The sequence below is a fragment of the Acinetobacter sp. YH12251 genome (assembly GCF_013417465.1).
Taxonomy (GTDB): domain Bacteria; phylum Pseudomonadota; class Gammaproteobacteria; order Pseudomonadales; family Moraxellaceae; genus Acinetobacter; species Acinetobacter amyesii.
The window spans coordinates 1-23,324 of record NZ_VPDZ01000022.1; the positions used below are offsets into that span (position 1 = coordinate 1).

A 23,324-nucleotide genomic window follows, 5' to 3' on the forward strand; every position below is an offset into this window, starting at 1 on the left:
TTATAATCAGCGAAGAATTCAAAAAGGCTTGGATTTTAAGACACCAAATCAAATGGCAGAAGACTTTTATCGGTTAGCTGCCTAGAATCTCCCAAGTGAAAGTCTCCTGCTAATTCAGCACACATCAGATGCTTATGAGGTAAAAATAAAATTCATAGTGTTTTGGGGTGAAAATACTGCCACCTCAGGAATGATTACAATCTTTGATATTCAGATTGAAGAAAAAACAATACTAAATTATTGATTAAGCCTATTTAATAAAGCAAAAGAGGCATTACACGAAAGGTAACTCTATTAAAACAGGTATAAAAATAAATGTAGATTACTGAACCTAACACTCGATATTTTTGACTAAATGAATAATAAAATATGACAACCAGCTCACATTTTTAAATAAAATAATGTTTTAAATCAAAAGCATGTGTTGAATTTTTATTTAAAAAATAAACTTAAATCGATTACAATTAAACAATTTTAATATTTACGAATAATAAAATGTACATGAATTTTACAATAACGGATGATCAAAAGCATACCGATGCAAGGCCAATACAAGTAGGGTGGTTCTTAATAGATGATAAGACATCAATTCATTTTGAAGCGCCTTATCGCATGAGAGAGGAATCATAAACTAAACATGTCAATTCTGCCAGTCGTTGTCCTGCAGTATTGCAGCTCAAAAGTCGTTACTTTGTCATTAATTGAAAGTTAGCAAATCATGGTACAAGGGTGGATGAAAAGGTAGTGATCTCCCTCGATTACAGCTCTTATATATGTATTGTAAAAATAGACGTAGTCCCTTGAGGGACGCGTTCTGCAAAAGGTTATCTAATGAAAAAAATGCTTAAAGATCTACAGTTATCATTCGAAGCGTGGGTATCTCCTCAGGACATCGCTTTTATTCATCAGGGACAATCTGCTTTTTAGTGAAGCTAACTGCTTATGATTACTCTATCTATGGCGGTTTGGATGGGAAAGTGACGGTAATTTCTCCAGATACCATCCGGGATGAAGTTAAACAAGATCAGTTTTATTATCGTGTTTACATCCGTACTGACCATGATCAGCTGGTAAATAAAGCCGGGCAAAAATTTTCAATTACACCGGGAATGATTACAACCGTTGATATCCGGACTGGAGAAAAGACCATACTAGATTATTTGTTAAAACCGTTTAATAAAGCTAAAGAAGCTTTGCGGGAACGATAATATTAAATTTATATAAAATCCTAAAGGCTCAATTATATTCTAATTTAAAGGAGATATTATGCTTAAGATTTTATTATTTATATTTTTTAGTTTACTTTTGGGAGGGTGTATGAATCATGATGAAAAATTTGATATTGAACTGATTTCTAACAAAGGAAAAAAATTAAAGTTAAGTCTGAAAAAATGTTTTTTTGATATGAAAAGATTAGAAAGTGGTCCTTTTTCATATGTATATTTAAAATTCCCGTTATATACATTTTCTGGGAACTATACAGGAAATTACCAGTGCCTAAAAAAATCAAATGAGTTGAAAGCAATTCTAGAAATATCTCAGAGTCCCAATATAGATTTTGGTGATAATATCATAAAAAATAGTAAGGGTTATTGGCTAAGATCCCTTAACCTTGATGATAAATATCTTTTGGAGAGGAGGGGGAATATATCAATTTATAAGTTTGGGGTTAATAAAAATGTCATTGTAATAGATGATAGTTTCAATAGTGATAAAATTAATATGTTTATTTTTTATGTACCATATTCTAGTTTTTTGAGAGGGCAAAAAAATGGTTTTACTGATAAATTTAATATTCTTTCAATATTAAATGATGATTTTAAAATTAAATATGATGTCTATAGTTCAAATTTTACAAGTGATAATGAAAAAATATACGGTGTTGATGTAAATACAGGTTTTATAGATGATTTTAGAGATTTGATTCAAAATCAAAGAGATATATTGGATAAACCAGAAATTATAAATAAATTTGTAGAAAATAATGAGCGAGTTATTTCTTTTATTAAAGCTAACAGTCAAGGGGAACTTAAATGAGTAATTATAGTGTAAATTATAGTCTGACAAATAGTCAAAAATTGGAATTGCAGAATAAAATTGATCAGGGGAAACAAGTTGGTAATTATGCAGAAGCTTATCAGTATTTAAAATCAACTATTCCAAATTTAAGTGAAAATACTTTACCTAGAAGTTGGAATGACCTTAGTCCTAATCAAGCTCAAGAAGTTAATGCATATATTGGTTTGAACTTATGGTTATCAACTGCAATTAGTACAAATGGTCAGTCGGGTGATTTAATTGACACGACTCTACGCCGTGCAACACAAGCTATCATGGAAGATCATGGTATTGGAAATTTGTATGATGATGCGAAATATAATCAATATTCAAATGATATGGCTATAAACTTACTAAGTGAAATAGCGACAACGGGCAATGTGTCTTTAGAGCAATTTATAGAAACGGATGCTCAAAATTTTACTAACTTTGGTGAAAATACTGGATTAATTACAGAGGGTGATTGGCCTGGTGCCATAATGGACGCAGTTCTGTTAGGTGGGGATTGGATAGATGCAAATATACCAACATGGTTTGATGACTATGTATCTGGTTTAATGGAAACTTTACATGATTTATACGTTGATGGGGCATTGACAAATCCTGATCTTTTGAAAGGGTTCGCAGGAGAACTCCTTGAACAATGGTCAAGAAAGTTCTATAGCTGGATGCCAGATGATTGGAATCCTTGGATGGATTTAAATAGGGATGGTAAGTATTTTATTTATGATCCAATTATATTGGATCTTGACGATGATGGAATTGAAACGACTCACGTTGGTGATTTTGAAAGTGCCCTATTTGATCATGATAATGATGGAGTTAGAACCGCAACAGGATGGGTCAGTCCTGATGATGGAATTCTAGTTATAGACAAAAATGGTGATGGTGTTATTAACAACGGATCTGAAATCTTTGGAAATAATTTTATTTTATCTAATGGTAGCATGGCTAAAAATGGATATGAAGCACTAAGCGAGCTCGATACAAATGGTAATGGTATAATTGATAATGAAGATGATTTATTTTCTAAATTAAGATTATGGCGTGATTTTAATCAAGATGGTATTAGTCAAACTAATGAATTTTTTTCTTTGGCAGATTTAGAAATTAAATCACTTAATCTTAAGTATCAAGAAACTAATACTTCTTTAGGGAATGGAAATTTTTTATCTGAAAAAAGTAGTTATCAAAAGTTAGATGGAACAACTCATTTAATGGGAGATATAAATTTTTCATTTAATCCATTATATAGTGATTTTTTAAATCCAATAGATCTTACTGAAGAACAAAAAAAGACAGCTAATTTAAAAGGTATTGGTCGACTTCGTGATTTACAGGAAGCAGCAGCAGTCTCAGAAGATTTAGCGACAATATTAAAACTATATTCAGAGGCTGAAACAAAGGATGCTCAATTACTTTTAATTGATAAATTGATTGAGGAATGGGGTAGAACCGATCCTGATTTTAATCCCAACGATTATTCTATGGCTGTTGCATTTAGAGCTTCTTCAGGTGAAGGTAGTGCATTGACTCCTAGTCAAGCAAATACTGCAACTCTAGGAATTCTTCTTCCAGATTCATTAAAAGAAAGTTTAAATAATGCTAAATTAAAATTAGCAATATTAGATGCATTTTCAGGTCAAAAATCTGGAATTTTGTATTATGGAACTATTGCTCAAGCACAAAATATTATTAATACAATAGATGAAACTTATAAAAATCTTGTACAAGGTGTTTATGAAGGTTTAATTTTTCAAACTAGACTTAAACCTTATTTATACCAATCAGAATATTCATTAATTGATGAATTTCATATTGATTTTTCAAAATATTTTAATGAGGTTTTTGATGAAAATCCTGAAAAGGGTTTTATCGATTTAAGTGAGTTTTTAGCCTATAATAAAACTGGTTTTTGGCCAGGTGGAGTTGTTTTATTAAACGAATATATTCAGCTCGCTAAGGAATTTGGGGAATTTGATGAGTGGTTTAATAAATTAGGAGTTGAAGTACAAGTTAAGCTTAGTTTACAAATGGGAGGTAGTGGTAATGATACATTAATAGGCACAAATTTAATGGGCGGAGGAAAAGATATTTTATTTGGCGGTGATGGTAATGATATTTTAATAGGCGGTGTAGGTAATGATGAATTAGATGGTGGATCTGGCTCTGATATTTATGAGTTTTCTCGAGGTTTTGGTCAAGATATAATTAAAAGTTATGATAATAGTTTGAATAAAAAAGATGTTATTTACTTTAAAGATAATATCTTGAAATCTGATATAAATATTATAAGAAATGGAGAAGATTTAATATTAAAATTACAAAATTCTACTGATCAAATTGTAGTAAAAAATTATTTTAACGGAGATGGTTATGGTGGATACCAAGTTGATATAATTAGATTTTCAGATCAGAGTGAATTAACTGTTGAACAAATAAAGTCTTTATTATTGAATCCAACTGTTTTAAATGATGTGTTAATTGGATATGGGACAGATGATGAAATTTCAGGTTTCGAAGGAAATGATAAATTAGAGGGGCGTGAAGGTAATGATTACCTAGATGGTGGTTCGGGTAATGATGACCTAGATGGTGGGAGCGGAAATGATACATTAATTGGCGGTGAAGGTAATGATATTTTATATGGGGGCGATGGTGATGATATTATTATCGGAAGTACTGGTAATGATACATTACAAGGTGGATTGGGGTCAGATACATTTATATTAGGTCAAAATTTTGGTTCAGATATATTAATAGATTTTAATCCTTCATTAAATGATATTAATATTGTGAAATTCATAGAAGGTTGGCAATCATCTTCATTTAATTTCAAACGTGTTAATAATGATCTTTTTATTATTTCTAAAAATACTTCTGATCAATTAATAATTCAAAATTACTTCATTAAAGATGGTCTTGCTGAATATCGAATAGATTTTATTGAGTTTAGTGATGGTGAATCACTTACTGTTGATGATATTAAAAATTTAGTTTTAGTACCTACAAATGATGATGATGTATTGCGTGCCTATGCTGTAGATTCTAATATTAGTGGGTTAGGTGGTAATGATTTAATTTATGGTAATGTAGGAAATGATACTCTATATGGTGGAGTTGGTAATGATCAACTTTATGGTGGTGATGGAAATGACATGCTTATTGGAGGTGATGGTAACGACACTCTAAATGGAGGTATAGGTAGCGATACTTATATCTTTAGTATTGGAGATGGTGTTGACACAATCAATAGTTATGAAGTTGCAACAGGAAAATTAGATAAAATACTCTTCACGGAAGAAATTACTCCAGAACAAGTCAGTTTAAAGCGTTCAGGTAATGATCTTATTATTCAATATTCTGACAATGACCAAATCAAAGTACAGAATTTCTTTAATGAGGAAGGGGCTACTGCTTATCGTATAGACCAAATAGAGTTCGCTGATGAAACTATTTGGGATATTGAATATATCAAACAACAAGTTATTCTTCCTTCAGAAGCAAATGATACAATTAAGGGATATAACAGTAATGATGTGTTATCTGGCTTAGTTGGCAATGACTCATTATATGGAAATGCCGGTAACGATACATTAACTGGTGGAATAGGTAACGATTACCTGGATGGTGGATCAGGTAATGATACTTATCATTTTAGTTTAGGTGATGGGAAGGACACGATCAGCAGTTACGATAATGTATCAAATAAAGTTGATCAGATTGTCTTTACAGAAGGAATTACACCAGATCAGGTTAGCCTAAAACGTTTGGGTAATAATTTAGTTATTAAATATTCAGAAGATGATCAAGTCACTGTTCAGAATTTCTTTGATAGTAATGGTGCAACTGCTTACCGTATAGACCAGATTGTTTTTGCTAATGAGACCGTATGGAGTCTGCAGACTATTAAGCTAAAAGTACTGGAGGCATCTGAAGGTGATGATGTTATTCAGGGCTACAATAGTGCAGACCTTTTAAATGGCGGAGCAGGCAATGATTCTCTTTATGGAAATGAGGGGAATGATATCCTTCAAGGTGAAACTGGTACAGACCAACTTTACGGTGGAGCTGGAAATGACACACTCATTGGTGGCGAAGGCAATGATACCTTAGAAGGTGGAGCTGGCAACGATACCTATATTTTTGCAGCCAACTTCGGTCATGACATTATCAGCAATTATGATAATTCGGCAAATCGTCAAGACATTATTCAGTTTACAGATGGCCAAGTCCAAACTGATTTTACTTTCCGTCGTATCAACAATGATTTAGTGATCCGTACGTTAGATGGTGAAAACAGCATCACTGTGCAGAACTATTTCCAAACAGATGCTTTGGGTGCTTATCGTATTGATCAGATCCAGTTCTCAGATGAGATGATACTTGATGTTGAAGCGGTGAAGGCCTTGGTACTTCTTGGTACTGAAGGCGCAGACATTCTTCAGGCATATGCTTCGGGTAGTACGATTTCCGGTGAAGCGGGTGATGACCAGATTTATGGTAATACTGGCTCTGACCAGCTGTATGGCGGAACTGGGCAGGACAAGCTATATGGTGGAAATGGAGATGATCATTTAGAAGGCGGTGCAGATAATGACCAGCTTTATGGTGGTTCAGGAAATGATGTTCTGGTCGGTGGCACAGGAGATGATCGCCTAGAAGGTGAGGAAGGAAATGATATCCTTCAAGGTGAAACTGGTACAGACCAACTTTACGGTGGAGCTGGAAATGACACACTCATTGGTGGCGAAGACAATGATACCTTAGAAGGTGGAGCTGGCAACGATACCTATATTTTTGCAGCCAACTTCGGTCATGACATTATCAGCAATTATGATAATTCGGCAAATCGTCAAGACATTATTCAGTTTACAGATGGCCAAGTCCAAACTGATTTTACTTTCCGTCGTATCAACAATGATTTAGTGATCCGTACGTTAGATGGTGAAAACAGCATCACTGTGCAGAACTATTTCCAAACAGATGCTTTGGGTGCTTATCGTATTGATCAGATCCAGTTCTCAGATGAGATGATACTTGATGTTGAAGCGGTGAAGGCCTTGGTACTTCTTGGTACTGAAGGCGCAGACATTCTTCAGGCATATGCTTCGGGTAGTACGATTTCCGGTGAAGCGGGTGATGACCAGATTTATGGTAATACTGGCTCTGACCAGCTGTATGGCGGAACTGGGCAGGACAAGCTATATGGTGGAAATGGAGATGATCATTTAGAAGGCGGTGCAGATAATGACCAGCTTTATGGTGGTTCAGGAAATGATGTTCTGGTCGGTGGCACAGGAGATGATCGCCTAGAAGGTGAGGAAGGAAATGATATCCTTCAAGGTGAAACTGGTACAGACCAACTTTACGGTGGAGCTGGAAATGACACACTCATTGGTGGCGAAGGCAATGATACCTTAGAAGGTGGAGCTGGTGATGATACTTATCAGTTTGAATTAGGGTGGGGGCAGGATGTCATCCAGTATGAATATAAAAATCAGACCGATAAGGATACGATAGCGTTTATTAATGTAGCCCCAGATGATCTTATTATCAGAAAAGTGGGCCAAGATATGGTGATCACTCATCGAATAACGGGTGATCAATTAATAGTTCAATCCCAGTTTGGCTATTCGTCCAATAAGCCGATTAATTTAGTCAGCTTTGATAATAATCTAGAGTGGAATGAATCTGATCTTGATGTACAGGCAGTAAAAGGTACTGAGCTGGATGATGTTATTGAAGGTGCAACAGATAGTGATGTTATTCATGCAGGTAACGGTGATGACATTATTTATGGTAGTCCAGTTTATACAGATGCACCAGAAACCCAATATTTCGTTTATGGGGGAGAAGGTAATGATAAAATTTATGCAGCTGGCTATTTAGATGGTGGTAATGGGGACGATGAAATTGAGGGTTCTGGTCATCTGCTCGGGGGAAATGGCGATGATACTCTTAATGGACAAGGAATCTTGGAAGGCCAATCTGGAAATGACCTTCTCGTAGGTCAGGGTAAGTTGTATGGTGGAGACGGTACGGATCATTTAATTCTAACTGGTTTGGAGAATAATCAAGCAGGATTATTAGATGGTGGTTCCGGGGACGATATTTTAGTTGTTGATGTTGATCAAAAATATTTTGTAGACAGTTCCAATCAGAATGAATTTATTCAAAATGCAGATGGTTACCATGTCATTCAAAACCCAGACTTAGCGGAAGACCAGAAATTTGTATACGTAAAAGGTGGTACTGGTAACGATACAATTTATGGTTCATTTGGTAATGAGATCTATGTATTTAATTTAGGTGATGGGCAAGACACGATTATTGAACGTCCAGCAGGACAGAATTACAGTAACGTTGCAGTTTCTTTTGATATCCTGAGATTCGGTCTAGGCATTGTTCCTGTAGATATTAGTCTTCATCATTTTGGTAATGATTTAATTATTAAGCATGAAAATAATGTTGATCAGATTACAATCCAAAACTACTTTGTCGGCGGACATCATAAGATTAATGAAATTCAATTCGCAGATTCAACTATTTGGAATAATGCCTATATAGAAAACCATGTCACTTATCATGGTACAGCCAATAATGATGAAGTATGGGGATATCGAAATACCCATGAAACTTTTGAAATGGGGACTGGAGATGACAAAGTTTATGCAGGTGCTGGCAATGACATTATTTATGGTCAAGAAGGTGATGATACACTTTGGGGACAGACTGGAAATGATACGCTATATGGCGGTGCAGGATCAGATTACTTGGAAGGAAATGAGGGGGATGATGTCCTACATGGCGATGAGGGTAATGATACGCTGTATGGCGGTGCTGGTAACGATTCTATCTATGGTGGAGTTGGTAACGATAAACTGAGTGGTGGAGCTGGAACAGACATCTTAAATGGTGGTGAAGGTAATGATGAGTATCTTTATTACTTGACTGATGGCCCTGATGTGATTGATCAGACTGGAGGCGGAACAGATGTCTTGTGGCTGATGGACTACGGCATTACTCCTGACCGCATTAGCTTCAACAAAGATGGCAACGATTTAATCGTAACCATTGATCAAAATACTAACCAGTCTGTACGAATTGTGGATCATTTCCTTGGGGGTGATAAAGCCATTTCATCAGTTAATGCAAATGGACAAGCACCAATTTCTGCAAAAGATATTGAGGGAATTATTAAAGCCCAAGCATATGGCGGACTCTATGATACCGTGCTTGAAGGAACAAATGGTGCGGAAACCATTTATGGCACTTCAGGAAATGATTTGATCGAAGGTCTAGATGGAAATGACACGATTTGGGCGCAAGCAGGCAATGATCGTGTGGAAGGTGGTGCCGGTAATGACTATCTAGATGGCGGGGCTGGTGATGATTCAATCTACGGTGGAATTGGCAACGATACACTAATTGGGGGAGCTGGAATTGATACTTTAGATGGTGGTGCAGGTGATGATAAATACTATTATTACTTGGCTGACGGTGCTGATGTAATTGATCAAACTGGTGGTGGTACTGATGTCATCTGGTTGATGGATCAAGGTATTACGGAGGCTCGTATAAAATTTACTAAAGAAAATAATGATTTACTCATTACGATTGATAACAACTCAAATCAATCTATCCGGGTGAAAGATCATTTCTTAGGTGGAGAAAAAGCGATTTCATCCGTACAACCGAATGGTGGCTATACGATTACAGCAGCCCAAATTGCAACTAAGGTTAACAATAATGGTGGGGCAGAAACACCGAATGTAGCTGGTGATACAACGTATAACTATAGTACTGGTGCCTTAACAATTACCGAACAGTCTGGTACAGATAAAATTGTATTTGCTAGCGGCATTACTCTCAGCCAAATTAGTTCTAACCTGACCAAGTCTGGAAATGACTTAATCATTAAGGTAAATGGAAGCACTACTAATATTGTTACAGTGAAGAACTTCTTCCTTGCAGGTGATTATTTGGTTGAATCATTCCAAACAGCAGCAGGTGAGCAGATTACAGCGAGCCAAATTTTTACTGCGTATGGATTGACTATGCCAGGTACTGGTAGTGAAACACCAAACCCAGTAGGTGACACTACTTATAACTATACGAGTGGTGCTCTAACCATTACTGAACATTCAGGTATAGATAAAGTTGTATTCGCAAGCGGTATTACCTTTAGTCATATTAGTTCTAATTTGACTATGTCTGGAAATGATCTAATTATTAAAGTAAATGGAAGTACTGCCAATCTTTTAACTGTGAAAAATTTCTTCCTCGCGGGTAATTATTTAGTTGAAACCTTCCAAACTGCAGCTGGTGAACAAATCACAGCAAATCAAATTTTTACTGCATTTGGTTTAACAATGCCTGGTACTGGAGGCGGAGCAGCTAATGCGGAAGGCGATACTACATATAACTATACTTCAGGTGATCTTACTATTACTGAAGTATCAGGAAATGACAAAGTTGTATTTTCGAGCGGAATCACATTTAGCCAAATTGGTAATTATCTGACCATGTCAGGTAATGACCTCATTCTTAAAGTCAATGGAAGTACAACAAATAAAATTACGGTAAAAAATTTCTTCCTTGCTGGTAATAATTTAGTTGAAACATTCAAGTTTTCGACAGGAGAAGAAATTACGGCTGACGATATCTTTGGAGCTTTTGGTCTGACATTGCCATCAACTGGTGGTGGAACAAAAACAGGATCATCTGAAGTCGAAGGTGATACAATTTACGAATATACAACTGGAGCTTTAATGATTAATGAGGTCTCCGGCAATGATAAAGTCGTCTTCAAAAATGGTATTACATTTAGCCAAATTGGTAACTACTTGAATATGTCTGGCAATGACTTGATTCTGAAATTGGATGGTAGTAATACGAATAAAGTCACTGTTAAGGATTTCTTCTTAGGCGGTGATTATGTTGTTGAAACTTTTGCGTTCGAAACTGGAGGCCAAATCACAGCTAGCCAGATTTTTGGAGCATTTGGGTTAACTATGCCAGCTGCAACATCATTGGCAAGTGTGGAAAGCTTTAGCTTTGATGAAGAAAGTAACATGTCTTCTGATGAAGTTTATCAAGATTTTGGTACGAACAGCCCACTTAATGCTGAACATATTGTTCAAAGTGTAATTACTGGTGATGCAGGCGATAATCTATTTATAAGTGATTCAGCTGTGAGTGAATTATTTATATTGAATGATGGTCAGGACATTATTAAGTTAATGCAAAATACATCAGGTGTAACTGCAGTAGACTATGTTAATGACTTTAAAATATCTGAGGACCAACTAGACTTATCTGAGTTCTTAGATAACAGTCAAGTTAACTCGTCGAATCTTGATGAGTTCTTGACTATTTCCTATGATGAAAATCTTAAAACAAACACAATTAGTGTTACTGGTGATGCAAGTGGTAATTCACAGGAAATATTAGTATTAACAAATCAAGCTGAATTTTTGTCAGTTCAAGATTTGCTATTAAATCAGTCAATAGTTTACTAATGACTTTAAGAGTTTAGTAAGACTTGATAAAGGGCGGTTAACCGCCCTTTATTTATTTGGAGTTTCATATTCTAAAACTTTAAGAGGTCATAGAAAGCTTATCAATTGATTAAGTTATTCTTCGATCATCCCAATAACACGGTACTACAATCAAATGGTTCTCATGTAACCGTGACCATAATCGGACACCTAAATCCCGCTGCATATTCTGGACTGTGAAATTGGAAATCAGCAGGGTAGATTTCATATTGTCATAACGACTATACAAAACCTTATGCACCATCTCCAGGCGTTTTTCATGCCGGTCATGCAGGCCATATTCATCAATCACCAATAAATCAAAACTGGAGAAATGGTCGATGACTTCTTTCTCAGAGCGTGAAGCATCTGACCAGGTATCCATCATTTTTTGAGCAATTTCTGCGCTGGTATAGTAGCGAGCAGATTTCAGACTGTTATGCAGAATATTACGAATAATGGATGCACTCAGATGGGTTTTACCTGTACCCGGTGTACCAATCATCAACATGTTCGGGTTGTGGTCAGAAATAATCTGCTGTGCAAAGGCCTGACATAGTTTGATGGCATTCTCTTGTGCAGGGCATGCAACTACATAATTCTTGAAGCCACGATCCAGGTAGCGTTTATTGAGCCCTGAATTTTTAATTTTCTGTTGTAGCAATCGCTGTTGCAATTCATCTTCATAGGCTGCATGTGAGTGATGGACGGTTTCTTTGGCACACAATTTACAGAGCCTGTGACCTGCAATTTCCATCAGGGGTATATGATGGACAGGGCAAAGTGTTTCCGTTGTTTCTGCGCGAAACTGGAGTGTTTTAAGCATGGTATTCATGGCTGATCTCCTAAATCCATTTTGAATTTTCTAAAAAACTCTCATTTTTTTCTTCAAAATTTGAAGATGAAGATGAAGGGCATGATTCAAGCATGGCTTGAGTAATACTCGAGCTCTTCTCAGGAGCTGCTTGAGCATTTACTTTTCGTTGCTTGGTTGATGCTTGAGCATTACTTGCGGATTTATTCCAGCGTGCTTGAGCTGCATTTTTAGCTTTATCAGATTTCATTTGCTGATTTTGCAATGCCTGGCTTTTTAAACTGGTTAAAAAACTTGAATGAATCTGCTCAGACTCGACTTCAAACAATTCCAGAGCCATCAGCGTATTCAACAAAGTTTTAGCCTTGGTGTGCTGAGGTAATTTCGTGATGCTACATACAGTAGCTAGGTCATGAGGGATGGCACCATTTTTCCAGAAATCCATCATTAACAGCAGTGCCGCACCAATTTGTTCTGCCGTCATTCGTGCAAATTTTGCCTGTAGGTCGCCAATATAGAGTGGCATCCAAATTGAAATATCTTTATGCATGTGTTCACCTTTTTATAGATATAGAGGGGCTAAGGTCATCGATTGGATGACCTTCTGTCTGTGTTTGTTTTATTAGTGAGCGAGACTCATTAAGCGGAGACGGGCCTGTTGGGCCAAGTCATCGTAATGGGCTTGCCCTTCATCCAACATTCGCTGTAACCAGAGTCTCAACGCCTGGTGATCATCGAAGCATTTATTGATTTCCAACAAAAAAGCTAGATTGTGAAGTTTGGGAATGTGTAGCTCATGGATTAATTCACGAGCGACCATATCTGCTTCAGGGCTGACGACCACACCACCAAAGAAAGCTTTACTATTCATGTGCAAGCTCCTCTGTATTTAGTTTTTCCAGCATGGCTTCAAATGCACTGCCATCGCGGCGCGTAACATTGGGGATGTAACGGCTATAGACCCGGAATAGCATTTCAGTCGTTGAATGTCCCAATTGACGTGCGATCCATTCCGGATTTTCTCCTGCTGACAGCCAAAGAGTTGCTGCTGTATGGCGTGTTTGATAGGCTCTTCTAGACTTCAATCCTAGAAAGCGCAAGATCGGATGCCAGACACGTTTATTCACCAGACGATAATCGAGAGGTCCACCATCACGATTGCAGAAAAACCCCAACCTTGGCAATAGTCACCGACATAAAATACCTAGAACTACATATATTGTATTTTAATAAATCCTATATATAATATATATATAAAGTCTTTATTTTGTGTGGTGTAACTTAAAGTAGGGTGAGGTACTTTGGTTTTTGGTCACCAGAATTATTGTGATAATCAGCAATAATAACCGACATATACATACTGAATCTAAGGGGGTTTTACTGATTGGTATAATTTGGTGTTGAGGCTATACGATTTCTATTTTGCCTTTTGGCGTAAGACGTATAAATATAGCCTTTCTACTTTCTTATCTAAAAATTCATCTTTGTTGTACTTTGATTGATAATCTAGGCCGCTAAACTTTTATTAATCATCTTCCGCAAACATTGTTTCAATTTCATTCCAATGCGGAAATTTATACTTCTTTTTATCCACTTCAAATTGCAGGCCTACTGCATTAAGTACACATTCAAATGTGCTAAATGAGCCTGTAAAGTGGCAATTTTCTATTTCTGAAATCGTTGTTTTATTGATGTTCGTTTTTTCTGAAAGATTTTTCTGTGTATAGCCCAGAGCTTTTCTTGCCAAACGTATTTCTTTACCTATTTCTTCTCTTGAAGCCATATCAATTCTACCCCTAGAAATTTGTTCGCTATATAGCAAACTTTTGATAAATTATGGCAAATATTCGCTATATAGCAAACTTTTATAGTGATTTTTGAATACCTTTGAATTTATAGGGTTCGATTTTGCCTTAAATTATTTGAATAGAGCTCATATGTGTATAGGATTTTTAATCCTTTAGAATTAGGCTAGCCTGTCTCTTGATGTAAAATCAATAATACTTGGACATCTATTCTTGTTTTATCTGGACATTTTTTTCTGCTTTAGGGTTAAATGAAACTACACAAAGATGTGGAACTTTGATTAAAGAACAGGCGTGGAACGTGAATAATCACGAAAAATCCGTTCCAGTGCGCTGTTTACTGGAACGGATTTAATTAAAATATTGATGTTTATAGGAAAAATTCAAGCGTTTCGTATAAGGTGTATTATGTTAATTTTAGGAAAAGTTAAAATTAATCTGAAAAATTTAATTTCTTTAATGTCTTTAATAATTCACATCTGTAATGTAACAAGAGTGAGAAATAAATAATGGGGGAAAGGCAATGGATGTTTTAACACGTTTTATTATTGAAATTATTATTACATTGTTAGTTAGCGGTGCTACTTCTTTTGTGATTACAACTGTTTTGAAAGACTTATTAGTTGATTTATGTGGAGATATGGTCCGTGCAACCTTTTGGTCACGATTTACCATCATTATGTTGTTCTTAACCCCACTCATGTTTGTGATGTTTTTTGGGGTGTCATTTGATTCTGGGGCTGCAGACCATACCGTTGTGAAAAGAGCCTTAGGTTTGAGTTTATTTGGAGTCTTTTGTGCAATGTTAACTATAGCATTTCAAATTTCAAAATTTATCCTTAATAAGAAAGCTTTAAATTTAAGGGAAGAGCCATCTCAAGAAAAAACATTACAAAAAAACTAATATGAAGCTCAGTGAAATAGGAAGTTAGAACTTCCTATTTTTATGAGTATTGTTGAATAATTACAATACCATCTAAAAAATCCCCATTTAACATAATGGCGGTTATACGAAACGAGAGCAGCAGCTCTCGTTTTTTGATGTGGAAACTGCTAGAATACTTGTACGCCATTGACGTACACAGAATCTATGTTATTCATTGAAACCAGTATCTTTACCAAGCAAATCAAAGACCTTGTATCTGATGAGGAATATCGTCAACTTCAACAAGATCTATTGGTTCAGCCAGATAAAGGTGACTTAATCAAGAATGGCGGTGGCATTCGAAAAGTACGTTGTGCTCAAGGTAATAAAGGCAAAAGTGGCGGTATCAGAGTAATTTACTATTGGGTAAATGAGGATGATCAAATCTTTTTCTTGGTGGCTTATCCAAAATCTGTAAAAGATAATCTAACGGATAAAGAAACCGCCATTCTGCGCCAACTCGTGAAGGAGCAATTTCATGGATAACAACTTATTTGATGACTTAGTTGCTTCGATTAAAGAAGCAGGAGCAATCAAGCGCAAAGAGATCCAACCTAGTCGAACGACGGAACTTGAATTACCAGATATTAAGGAAGTACGAGAAAAAACTGGTTTAAGTCAAAGCGAATTTGCAGCACGTCTCCACATTAGCCATCGTACTTTGCAAAACTGGGAACAAGGCCGACGCTATCCAACAGGACCAGCAGCAACATTGATTCGAATTTTAGATGCACATCCTAGTCTTATTTAAAAAAAATGCATTAAAAATGGGAGCTTAGCTCCCATTTTTTGACTTCGTATAACGTGTATTATGTTAATTTTAGGAATACTTAACTTAAAGCTATAATTAAGACCAATGCTAATTTTTAGATATTAAAAAACAATGGAAATTACTGAGTATTTAAAAAAAAATTATGTTCAAATTAGTCTTATCATTATATTTTTTTCATCAACTATATATGTTCTAAGAGAGCATTTTTTTCTTATCAATAAAGCTGAAGAACTATCAAAAAATCATAAGAATATATATGTAGGATGCCTATTTTTGGAAAAAGCATTTTCAACTAAACATGGCATCGAACGACATAACGTCAATATACATGGTAATAGATTTTTACTTCAAAAGATGAAAATTTCTATCTTTCCATTCAACCACAAGTACTATGATTTTCAAAAAAAAATTAAGCATAATACCTGTTATAAAGTAAGATATATCGAAGTTAATTATCTACTTGCTAAAAGAACATACATTTACGATCTAGTGGAATAGGTCTGTAATCAGAATAAGTACCTTCCATTTAACATAATGGGCATTATACGAAATGTATTATAAAAATACATTATTTTTCATATAGTTGAGGAGATTTAACCGACCTCAAAAATAGTAAAAAAACCGGCTTGGAAACCAGTCGGCTTTTTTATGCGCAGTTTTGATATATTCTGCCAATAAAATTGATCAATATTTAATCAAATTGTCATTTTTCTCTGGCTTATCAATGCGCCCCATCCCGAAACTATCCCCAATTTCTGCGGACAACTCTTGGGATAAAAATTCACCAATTTTGTACGCTTTGGCTCACACCAATTCCGGCCCTTTGCGCCTATACGATCTGGCTACAATTTCCTATGATGGATTCATCAGGAACAGGAAGTTCCGCACAATAATAAAAATACAGATACGCACAAGGACAGTAAGGTACGACAGGAGTTATACCAAGCGAACCCATACGAAAAAGCCCGACATCTTGTCGGGCTTTTTTATTGTCTATTGTTTTTCATTCACTTGAGAGAGCAATTGAGGAGTTGAGGATTTGAGAGTTATGTATAAGATTTGGAAAAAGAACATTAAATATGCACTCACTAATCGAGAAGATCGACTTTTATATAAACGATATTCTTCAATAGTTGCCTCACGAATAAAAGTTCCACGATTGTTTAAGACATACTTTAATCCATCTTTTTCGACATTAAAGTTATCCAATAGCCCTGTAGTTATAAAGAATGTTGCAATTGCGTAGATAAATAGGATGATGGAAAGAGCATTAAAATTAATCTCTAATTTTTCAGAGAAGACGGTGATAGCTACAACAAAGAGAGGAAAAATTAAGAAGATACAAAGTATGAAAGAGAATGCAAAATGAAAAAAATAAGAGCTTAGATTGATCAGAGCAGCAAGAATGCATGTAATAAGTGTGAAAGAAGATAGAGTTCTCATAATTATTGGAGATTTTGAAAAAGTTTTCGCATTATCTAATATTGCTTGAACTTTATATAATACTAATTTGTATTAGTTCAGACTTGATCGTACATTCTTCTTGAAAAAGAGAAAGTTACCCGTTTTGATAAAGGTGTCGAAATCTTAATCAAACAAAGGTAACTTTCTTATGTTGCATACTAACAATCTGATCCTAGACAAAATAATGGACAGCACGTCCCTCTAAAGATAACGTAACTTTAATCTTTGGAGATTCAAGAAATGGCTAAACGTTTTAGTCCCGAATTTAAACAGCAAGCGATTGATTATGCACTTTCAAACTCACACGAGTCTGTAGCTGCAATCGCCCAGAAATTAGGTGTGGGTTATTCAACATTAGATAAATGGATTCGTGAAACCAATCCGGCAGGTTCAAGCAAACGTCAACTTTCACCAGAACAACAGCGGATCGTGGAATTAGAGAAAGAAGTCAAACAGCTCAAGGAAGCCAATGACATCTTAAAAAAAGCGCATGTGTACTTTCTAACAGATCATGCCAAGAAAAGTACACGGTAATTCAAGATCTAGATATGAATGAAGTCACTGTATCTTCTGCCTGTAAATACCTAGGTGTCAGCACTTCAGGCTATTATGCCTGGCGAAAACGTCAAGCCAATACGGCACAGAAATATAATGACTTAAAAGCCGTATATTGGCAGCATCATGCACGATTGGGTGCACCTTCATTAGTACATGACATGCATGATTTAGGTTACAACATGAGCGAACGTACTATTGGAAGGATGCTAAAAAAGCTTGGTTTACGTAGCAGGATTGCACGTAAATACAAGCATACGACTGATTCAACCCATCGTTTGCCTACAGCACCCAACTTATTGGATCGCCAATTTACAGTTACTCAGCCTAATAAAGTCTGGACAACAGACATTACCTATATCCGCACTAAAGAAGGTTGGTTGTATTTATGTGTGATGCTAGATTTATTTAGCCGTCGTATCGTGGGGTGGCAAACCAGCCATCGAATAGACCGCCAGTTGGTGTGTGATACGTTTAACTATGCAATGGCTCGTCAGGGTTATCCAACTGGTGTTATGGTTCATTCGGACCAAGGCTCACTGTATTAGTTCAGACTTGATCGTACATTCTTCTTGAAAAAGAGAAAGTTACCCGTTTTGATAAAGGTGTCGAAATCTTAATCAAACAAAGGTAACTTTCTTATGTTGCATACTAACAATCAAATCATTAAACACAAAGTAGGTCTACTCAATTTAGCTGAAGAGCTTCAGAATGTATCCAGAGCCTGTAAGGTTATGGGCGTTTCAAGAGATACATTTTATCGCTATCAAGAATTAGTGAAGTCTGGTGACATTGACGCACTGATCAATAAGTCCCGTCGAGTACCAAATTTAAAAAACCGTGTAGATGATGCTACTGAACAGGCTGTTATTAATTTCGCAATTCAATATCCTGCATATGGTCAGCACCGTACTAGTAATGAATTACGCAAGAAGGGTGTATTCGTTTCAGGGAGTGGTGTTCGCTCTATATGGCTTCGTCATGATTTAGAGAACTTTAAGAAGCGTTTAAAAGCACTTGAGGCTAAAGTGGCACAGGATGGTATTGAATTAAATGATCACCAGATTGCGGCACTTGAACGTAAGCATGAGGATGACGTTGCTTGTGGTGAAATCGAAACAGCTCATCCAGGCTATTTAGGCGCGCAAGACACCTTTTATGTCGGGAATCTCAAAGGTGTTGGACGAATCTACCAACAAACATTTATCGACACTTATAGCAAGGTCGTTCATTGCAAGCTCTATACAACAAAAACACCGATTACAGCGGCTGATTTACTCAATGATCGTGTGTTGCCATTCTATCAATCTCAGGACTTACCAATGCTTCGCATCCTCACAGACAGAGGTACTGAGTATTGCGGTAAGGTAGAACAACATGACTATGAATTGTATCTGGCAGTCAATGATATTGATCACACGAAGACAAAAGCAGCTTCCCCGCAAACCAATGGTATATGTGAGCGTTTCCATAAGACGATTTTGCAGGAGTTCTATCAAATTACGTTTAGGAAGAAGCTTTATAGCTCATTGGAAGAATTACAAGTTGATCTAGACGATTGGCTGAAATTCTATAATACTGAACGGACTCATCAAGGAAAAATGTGCTGTGGTCGTACACCACTTGAAACTTTACTTGATGGAAAACGGATTTGGGCTGAGAAGAATTTAGCTCAAATTTAACCTGACAGACACAATAAAAAATGGGTAACTGTCAGATCAGGTTTGAGCTAGTACAAAAAGATGTTACACAATATATGTCGATTGATATTGATAAAAAGAATATGAATATTTCCCAGTTTAATAAAGTCAAGGATAAATTAAAAAAAGATGGTTGGAAGCTGGTTGATGAACATGATGGATTATATAAGTTTTGCTTAAATGAATATCAAATTTTATCTGTTTTGTATCCAAGTCAGTCAAAACATTATGATTCAAATGGTAATTTATATAAATATGACGTATATGATAATTGGGCACTTGAATTGAATTTTAATGTTTATGGAATTGAATATTGTATGGATGGTTATTATAGTAGGAGCTTAGAAAGCTAAAGAGGGTTTTCACGGAGTAAATCAAGATATAAAGTATAATGTCTTTGATTGAACGATACGCCATCGTGATGAATTATACTTTGAAACCACAGGCATGTTGGAAAATAGTTTAATTCAAACCAAAAATTATAATGATGTGGGTTTACTCAGTTCGCAGCTGATTCAGCCAGAGCAAGAGACTCTAGGGCGAGTACAGCATCAAGCGGAACGGCAGTATCATTATGATCAAAATTATCTACTCACTCAGGTGGACGACAGCCGTTTAGGTAAGCTGAATTATCAATATGATGTGGTTGGCCGTTTAACGCAGAGTCAAAGTGTGCATAAAACGGAAAGCTTTGCTTTTGACCCTGCGGGGAATTTAATTGACCCGATTGCCACGCAGGCGTCTCAAGTGAAAAGTAATTTGATCGCTCAATATAAGGGTAAAAACTATAAATACGATGCGCAAGGCAATGTGATTGAAAGCAGCCATGCAGGCAAAACATTAAAACTGACATGGGATAACCTGAACAGATTGGTTTGCAGTGGCTTTGTTGCATAAATATGTAAGCATCTGATTTAAATAAATTTAATTTTGGATCAAAAAAACAATCAAAACTTTTAAAATCATATAGTTATGAAATCTTTGTGCAACAAAGCCTTTATAAAGCAAAGAAGTGAACCAAGCCGCTTCCACAAAACAGGTTTCATGATTAAAAAATAGCGGTTAGATCTGTAACAAAATAGAGAATGAGGGATATTACTCTCTATTTCAGACCCAATAACTCAAATATTATTCAAGCTTAACGCAATATTATTGACCATATGAATCAGGCGAGGACCGATTTCATTTTCCAGTTTTTCCTGATTAAGCAGGTAAGTTGGCGCACCGCAGTTAAAGGTCAGAATACCATGTTTAGGGTGAATCAATGGCACTGCAACAGAGTTCACATCTTTGGCCCAATCACCGAGAGATAAGCAATAGCCATAATCCTGATAATCACGGATGGCACGTTCTAAATTACGCTTTATGGTTGGCCATTGATCTTCATTTCTTTTCTTGATCGCATCAAACAGATATTCACGTTCTTTAACTTCCATCGCAGCCAGACAGGCACGGCCCATCGCACTACTATGAATAGGCAGGGTAGAGCCAACTGGACGACGCATGGTCAAAGTAGACTCTGTGTGAACGACTTCCAAATAAATCATGCTCAGACGATCACGTGTTGCCATGGCGACAGGCGCTTGCGCATAACGTGACATTTCTTCCATAAATGGATAAGCCTGTGTACGTGCCGAAATATTGCTTAGCGCCGCATAACCCAGAGCCAATACACCAACGTCCAACAGGTATTTGGTCGTATTCGGTAACTGTTTTAGATAACCTAAAGAAACCAACGTGCTGGTGATCCGGGCAACAGTCGGTTTTGGCAGATTAGTTAGCTGTGCAATTTCCTGGTTGCCCAGTAATTGATTCGTTGCGGAAAAACATCTGAGGATTTCTAAACCACGTGCAATAGACGCGATAAATTGTGGGTTATTTTCTCTATGAATATGTGAAATCGGATCTAAACGGATCTCATCAAAATTAGGTATTTCGCCAGTTTTATTTTTTGTCATGGTCAGAGCAATTAAAGGTAAATTAATAAATATGATAGCAATTAAATTTCACGATACAAAATAAAACACTTCTATTAGTGATAAAAATAAATAAAAAAGTGCTCACTTTATCTGTATTTAAGTTAATTAGCGCTATTCAGCTAAAAACCATGCAGAATCTATAGGTTTTTGAGACCTGTAATGATTTTTAAGTATCTTTAGAAAATTTAAAGTTCGCCAGATAAAATTTCAGGAAAATGGAGCCAATCAAAACGAGAATCATCAGCACGATTTAATTGAAACATTCTTATCTCGCTGCGCTTTTATAGAATCAATTATGACCTGATTCCGATCATCTAACTCTTTTCTAAATCTACCAATAATCTAAAAATTTCGCATTGTGAAATAAAATTCTAACTAAAATTTTTAATTAAAGCTAGAAAAATTTGCTTTTTTGCTTAAAAAATAAAATTTTTAATAATTTTTCTTGCTCAAAATGAATTTTTATGATTATTTATTTCGTATTACGAAACTAAAATTAAAGGGTAAAGGAATTTACCCAGATGAACTAAATAACATGGAGATCCCTATGATTCGCGATCCGGAAATGCTTGAGCAACTTCTTTCGACTATTCGTAACTTTGTCAAAAATGAACTAGTCCCTTTAGAACATGAAGTTGAAGAAAGCAACGCGATTCCTGAGCGTATTGTCGAGCAGATGAAAGAATTGGGTCTGTTTGGCCTAACCATTCCAGAGGAATACGGCGGTTTAGGTATCACCATGGAAGAGGAAATTCTGGTCGCAATGGAATTAGGCCGTACATCGGCTGCATTCCGTTCTTTGATCGGGACCAATAACGGGATCGGTTCAAGCGGGATCGTGATTGACGGTACAGAAGAGCAAAAACAGAAATACCTGCCACGTTATGCGACTGGTGAAATCATTGGTTCATTCTGTTTAACTGAGCCAGATTCAGGTTCAGATGCAGCATCTTTGAAAACCAGCGCGGTCAAGGATGGCGATTACTACATTTTAAACGGTACCAAACGTTTTATTACCAATGCACCGCGTGCAACGACATTTACGGTGATGGCACGTACCAATCCTGACATCAAAGGTGCAAGCGGCATTTCTGCATTCCTGGTAGAGGCGAATACACCGGGCCTGAGTCTGGGCAAAATTGATAAAAAAATGGGTCAACACGGTTCATACACTTGTGACGTGATTTTTGATAACTGTAAGGTTCATAAAGATCAGTTGATCGGTGGTGTTGAAGGCATTGGCTTTAAAACCGCAATGCGTGTCCTGGATAAAGGCCGTCTGCACATTGCTGGCTATAGCGTAGGTATGGCAGAGCGTATGCTGGAAGACGCTTTAAATTATGCAGTGGAACGTAAGCAGTTCGGTCAACCAATTGCGAATTTCCAACTCATCCAAGGCATGCTGGCAGACTCTAAAGCTGAGATTTATGCAGCGAAATGTATGGTTCTTGATGCTGCTCGTCTGCGTGACGAAGGTAAGAATGTGACCACTGAATCTTCATGCGCGAAAATGTTTGCCACTGAAATGTGTGGCCGTGTAGCGGATCGCTGTCTGCAAATTCATGGTGGCGCGGGCTATATCAGTGAATATTCAATTGAACGTTTCTACCGTGATGTGCGTTTGTTCCGTCTGTATGAAGGTACAACTCAAATCCAGCAAATCATCATTGCACGTGAAATGATTAAACAAGCAACCGCTTAAGCAGCAAA

General features: G+C 36.4%; 13 protein-coding genes and 5 pseudogenes. 12 read left to right on the top strand and 6 right to left on the bottom strand.

The features are described 5' to 3' along the window. Positions 1–495: 495 nt before the first annotated feature. From FTV27_RS17395 to FTV27_RS15705, 4 genes and pseudogenes are all read left to right on the top strand, one after another. Positions 496–702, top strand: a pseudogene (locus FTV27_RS17395) (hypothetical protein); the annotation flags it as partial. A gap of 147 nt (positions 703–849) precedes the next feature. Next, positions 850–1,208: pseudogene (locus tag FTV27_RS15695) on the top strand (HlyD family efflux transporter periplasmic adaptor subunit); the annotation flags it as partial. A gap of 58 nt (positions 1,209–1,266) precedes the next feature. Further along, positions 1,267–2,037, top strand: coding sequence for a hypothetical protein (locus tag FTV27_RS15700; protein ID WP_180079249.1), 771 nt, complete (start codon positions 1,267–1,269; stop codon positions 2,035–2,037). Next, positions 2,034–11,582, top strand: coding sequence for a calcium-binding protein (locus FTV27_RS15705; RefSeq protein WP_180079250.1), 9,549 nt, complete (start codon positions 2,034–2,036; stop codon positions 11,580–11,582). Before FTV27_RS15700 ends, FTV27_RS15705 begins: the two co-directional genes overlap by 4 nt. 109 nt (positions 11,583–11,691) lie before the next feature. Here FTV27_RS15705 and FTV27_RS15710 read toward each other — a convergent pair whose 3' ends face one another. From FTV27_RS15710 to FTV27_RS15730, 5 genes and pseudogenes are all read right to left on the bottom strand, one after another. Then, on the bottom strand, positions 11,692–12,435 hold the full coding sequence (locus FTV27_RS15710) for an ATP-binding protein (RefSeq protein WP_180079251.1): 744 nt from the start codon (positions 12,433–12,435) through the stop codon (positions 11,692–11,694). Positions 12,436–12,445: 10 nt separating this feature from the next. Continuing rightward, positions 12,446–12,964 carry a DUF1376 domain-containing protein gene (locus FTV27_RS15715; protein ID WP_180079252.1) on the bottom strand — a complete coding sequence of 173 codons (519 nt, stop codon included), beginning with the start codon at positions 12,962–12,964 and terminating at the stop codon, positions 12,446–12,448. 72 nt (positions 12,965–13,036) lie between these two features. Continuing rightward, entirely contained in the window at positions 13,037–13,285 is a 249-nt protein-coding gene (locus FTV27_RS15720) for a hypothetical protein (protein ID WP_004895356.1), read from the bottom strand. Then, a pseudogene (locus tag FTV27_RS15725) lies at positions 13,278–13,580 on the bottom strand (site-specific integrase); the annotation flags it as partial. The pseudogene FTV27_RS15725 and the gene FTV27_RS15720, both read right to left, overlap by 8 nt. A gap of 359 nt (positions 13,581–13,939) precedes the next feature. Continuing rightward, the gene (locus tag FTV27_RS15730; protein ID WP_078194516.1) at positions 13,940–14,197 is read right to left on the bottom strand and encodes a RodZ family helix-turn-helix domain-containing protein; all 258 of its coding nucleotides are present in this window, start codon (positions 14,195–14,197) and stop codon (positions 13,940–13,942) included. Positions 14,198–14,742: 545 nt separating this feature from the next. On the opposite strand from FTV27_RS15730, the gene FTV27_RS15735 reads away from it, so the two are divergent. From FTV27_RS15735 to FTV27_RS15765, 7 genes and pseudogenes are all read left to right on the top strand, one after another. Further along, positions 14,743–15,123, top strand: coding sequence for a hypothetical protein (locus FTV27_RS15735; protein WP_180079253.1), 381 nt, complete (start codon positions 14,743–14,745; stop codon positions 15,121–15,123). A 186-nt stretch (positions 15,124–15,309) separates the two neighbouring features. Next, the gene (locus FTV27_RS15740) at positions 15,310–15,630 is read left to right on the top strand and encodes a type II toxin-antitoxin system RelE/ParE family toxin (RefSeq protein ID WP_002126330.1); all 321 of its coding nucleotides are present in this window, start codon (positions 15,310–15,312) and stop codon (positions 15,628–15,630) included. Continuing rightward, the gene (gene nadS, locus FTV27_RS15745) at positions 15,623–15,895 is read left to right on the top strand and encodes a NadS family protein (RefSeq protein ID WP_168379834.1); all 273 of its coding nucleotides are present in this window, start codon (positions 15,623–15,625) and stop codon (positions 15,893–15,895) included. The genes FTV27_RS15740 and nadS overlap by 8 nt, the downstream gene beginning before the upstream one ends. Before the next feature lie 1,725 nt (positions 15,896–17,620). After that, positions 17,621–18,480 (top strand): annotated as a pseudogene (locus tag FTV27_RS15750) (IS3 family transposase); the annotation flags it as partial. Positions 18,481–18,576: 96 nt separating this feature from the next. Continuing rightward, positions 18,577–19,617 carry an IS481 family transposase gene (locus FTV27_RS15755; RefSeq protein ID WP_180073251.1) on the top strand — a complete coding sequence of 347 codons (1,041 nt, stop codon included), beginning with the start codon at positions 18,577–18,579 and terminating at the stop codon, positions 19,615–19,617. Between the two features lie 74 nt (positions 19,618–19,691). Continuing rightward, positions 19,692–19,988, top strand: a complete 297-nt coding sequence (locus FTV27_RS15760) for a hypothetical protein (protein ID WP_180079254.1) — start codon at positions 19,692–19,694, stop codon at positions 19,986–19,988. Between the two features lie 64 nt (positions 19,989–20,052). Further along, positions 20,053–20,517, top strand: a pseudogene (locus tag FTV27_RS15765) (RHS repeat domain-containing protein); the annotation flags it as partial. 239 nt (positions 20,518–20,756) lie between these two features. On the opposite strand, the gene FTV27_RS15770 reads toward FTV27_RS15765, so the two are convergent. Continuing rightward, positions 20,757–21,593, bottom strand: a complete 837-nt coding sequence (locus FTV27_RS15770; RefSeq protein WP_180079256.1) for an IclR family transcriptional regulator — start codon at positions 21,591–21,593, stop codon at positions 20,757–20,759. Positions 21,594–22,161: 568 nt separating this feature from the next. Here FTV27_RS15770 and FTV27_RS15775 point away from each other — a divergent pair. Beyond that, positions 22,162–23,316: an acyl-CoA dehydrogenase family protein gene (locus FTV27_RS15775; protein WP_034171043.1), complete on the top strand. Its 1,155-nt coding sequence runs from the start codon at positions 22,162–22,164 to the stop codon at positions 23,314–23,316. Positions 23,317–23,324: the final 8 nt, after the last annotated feature.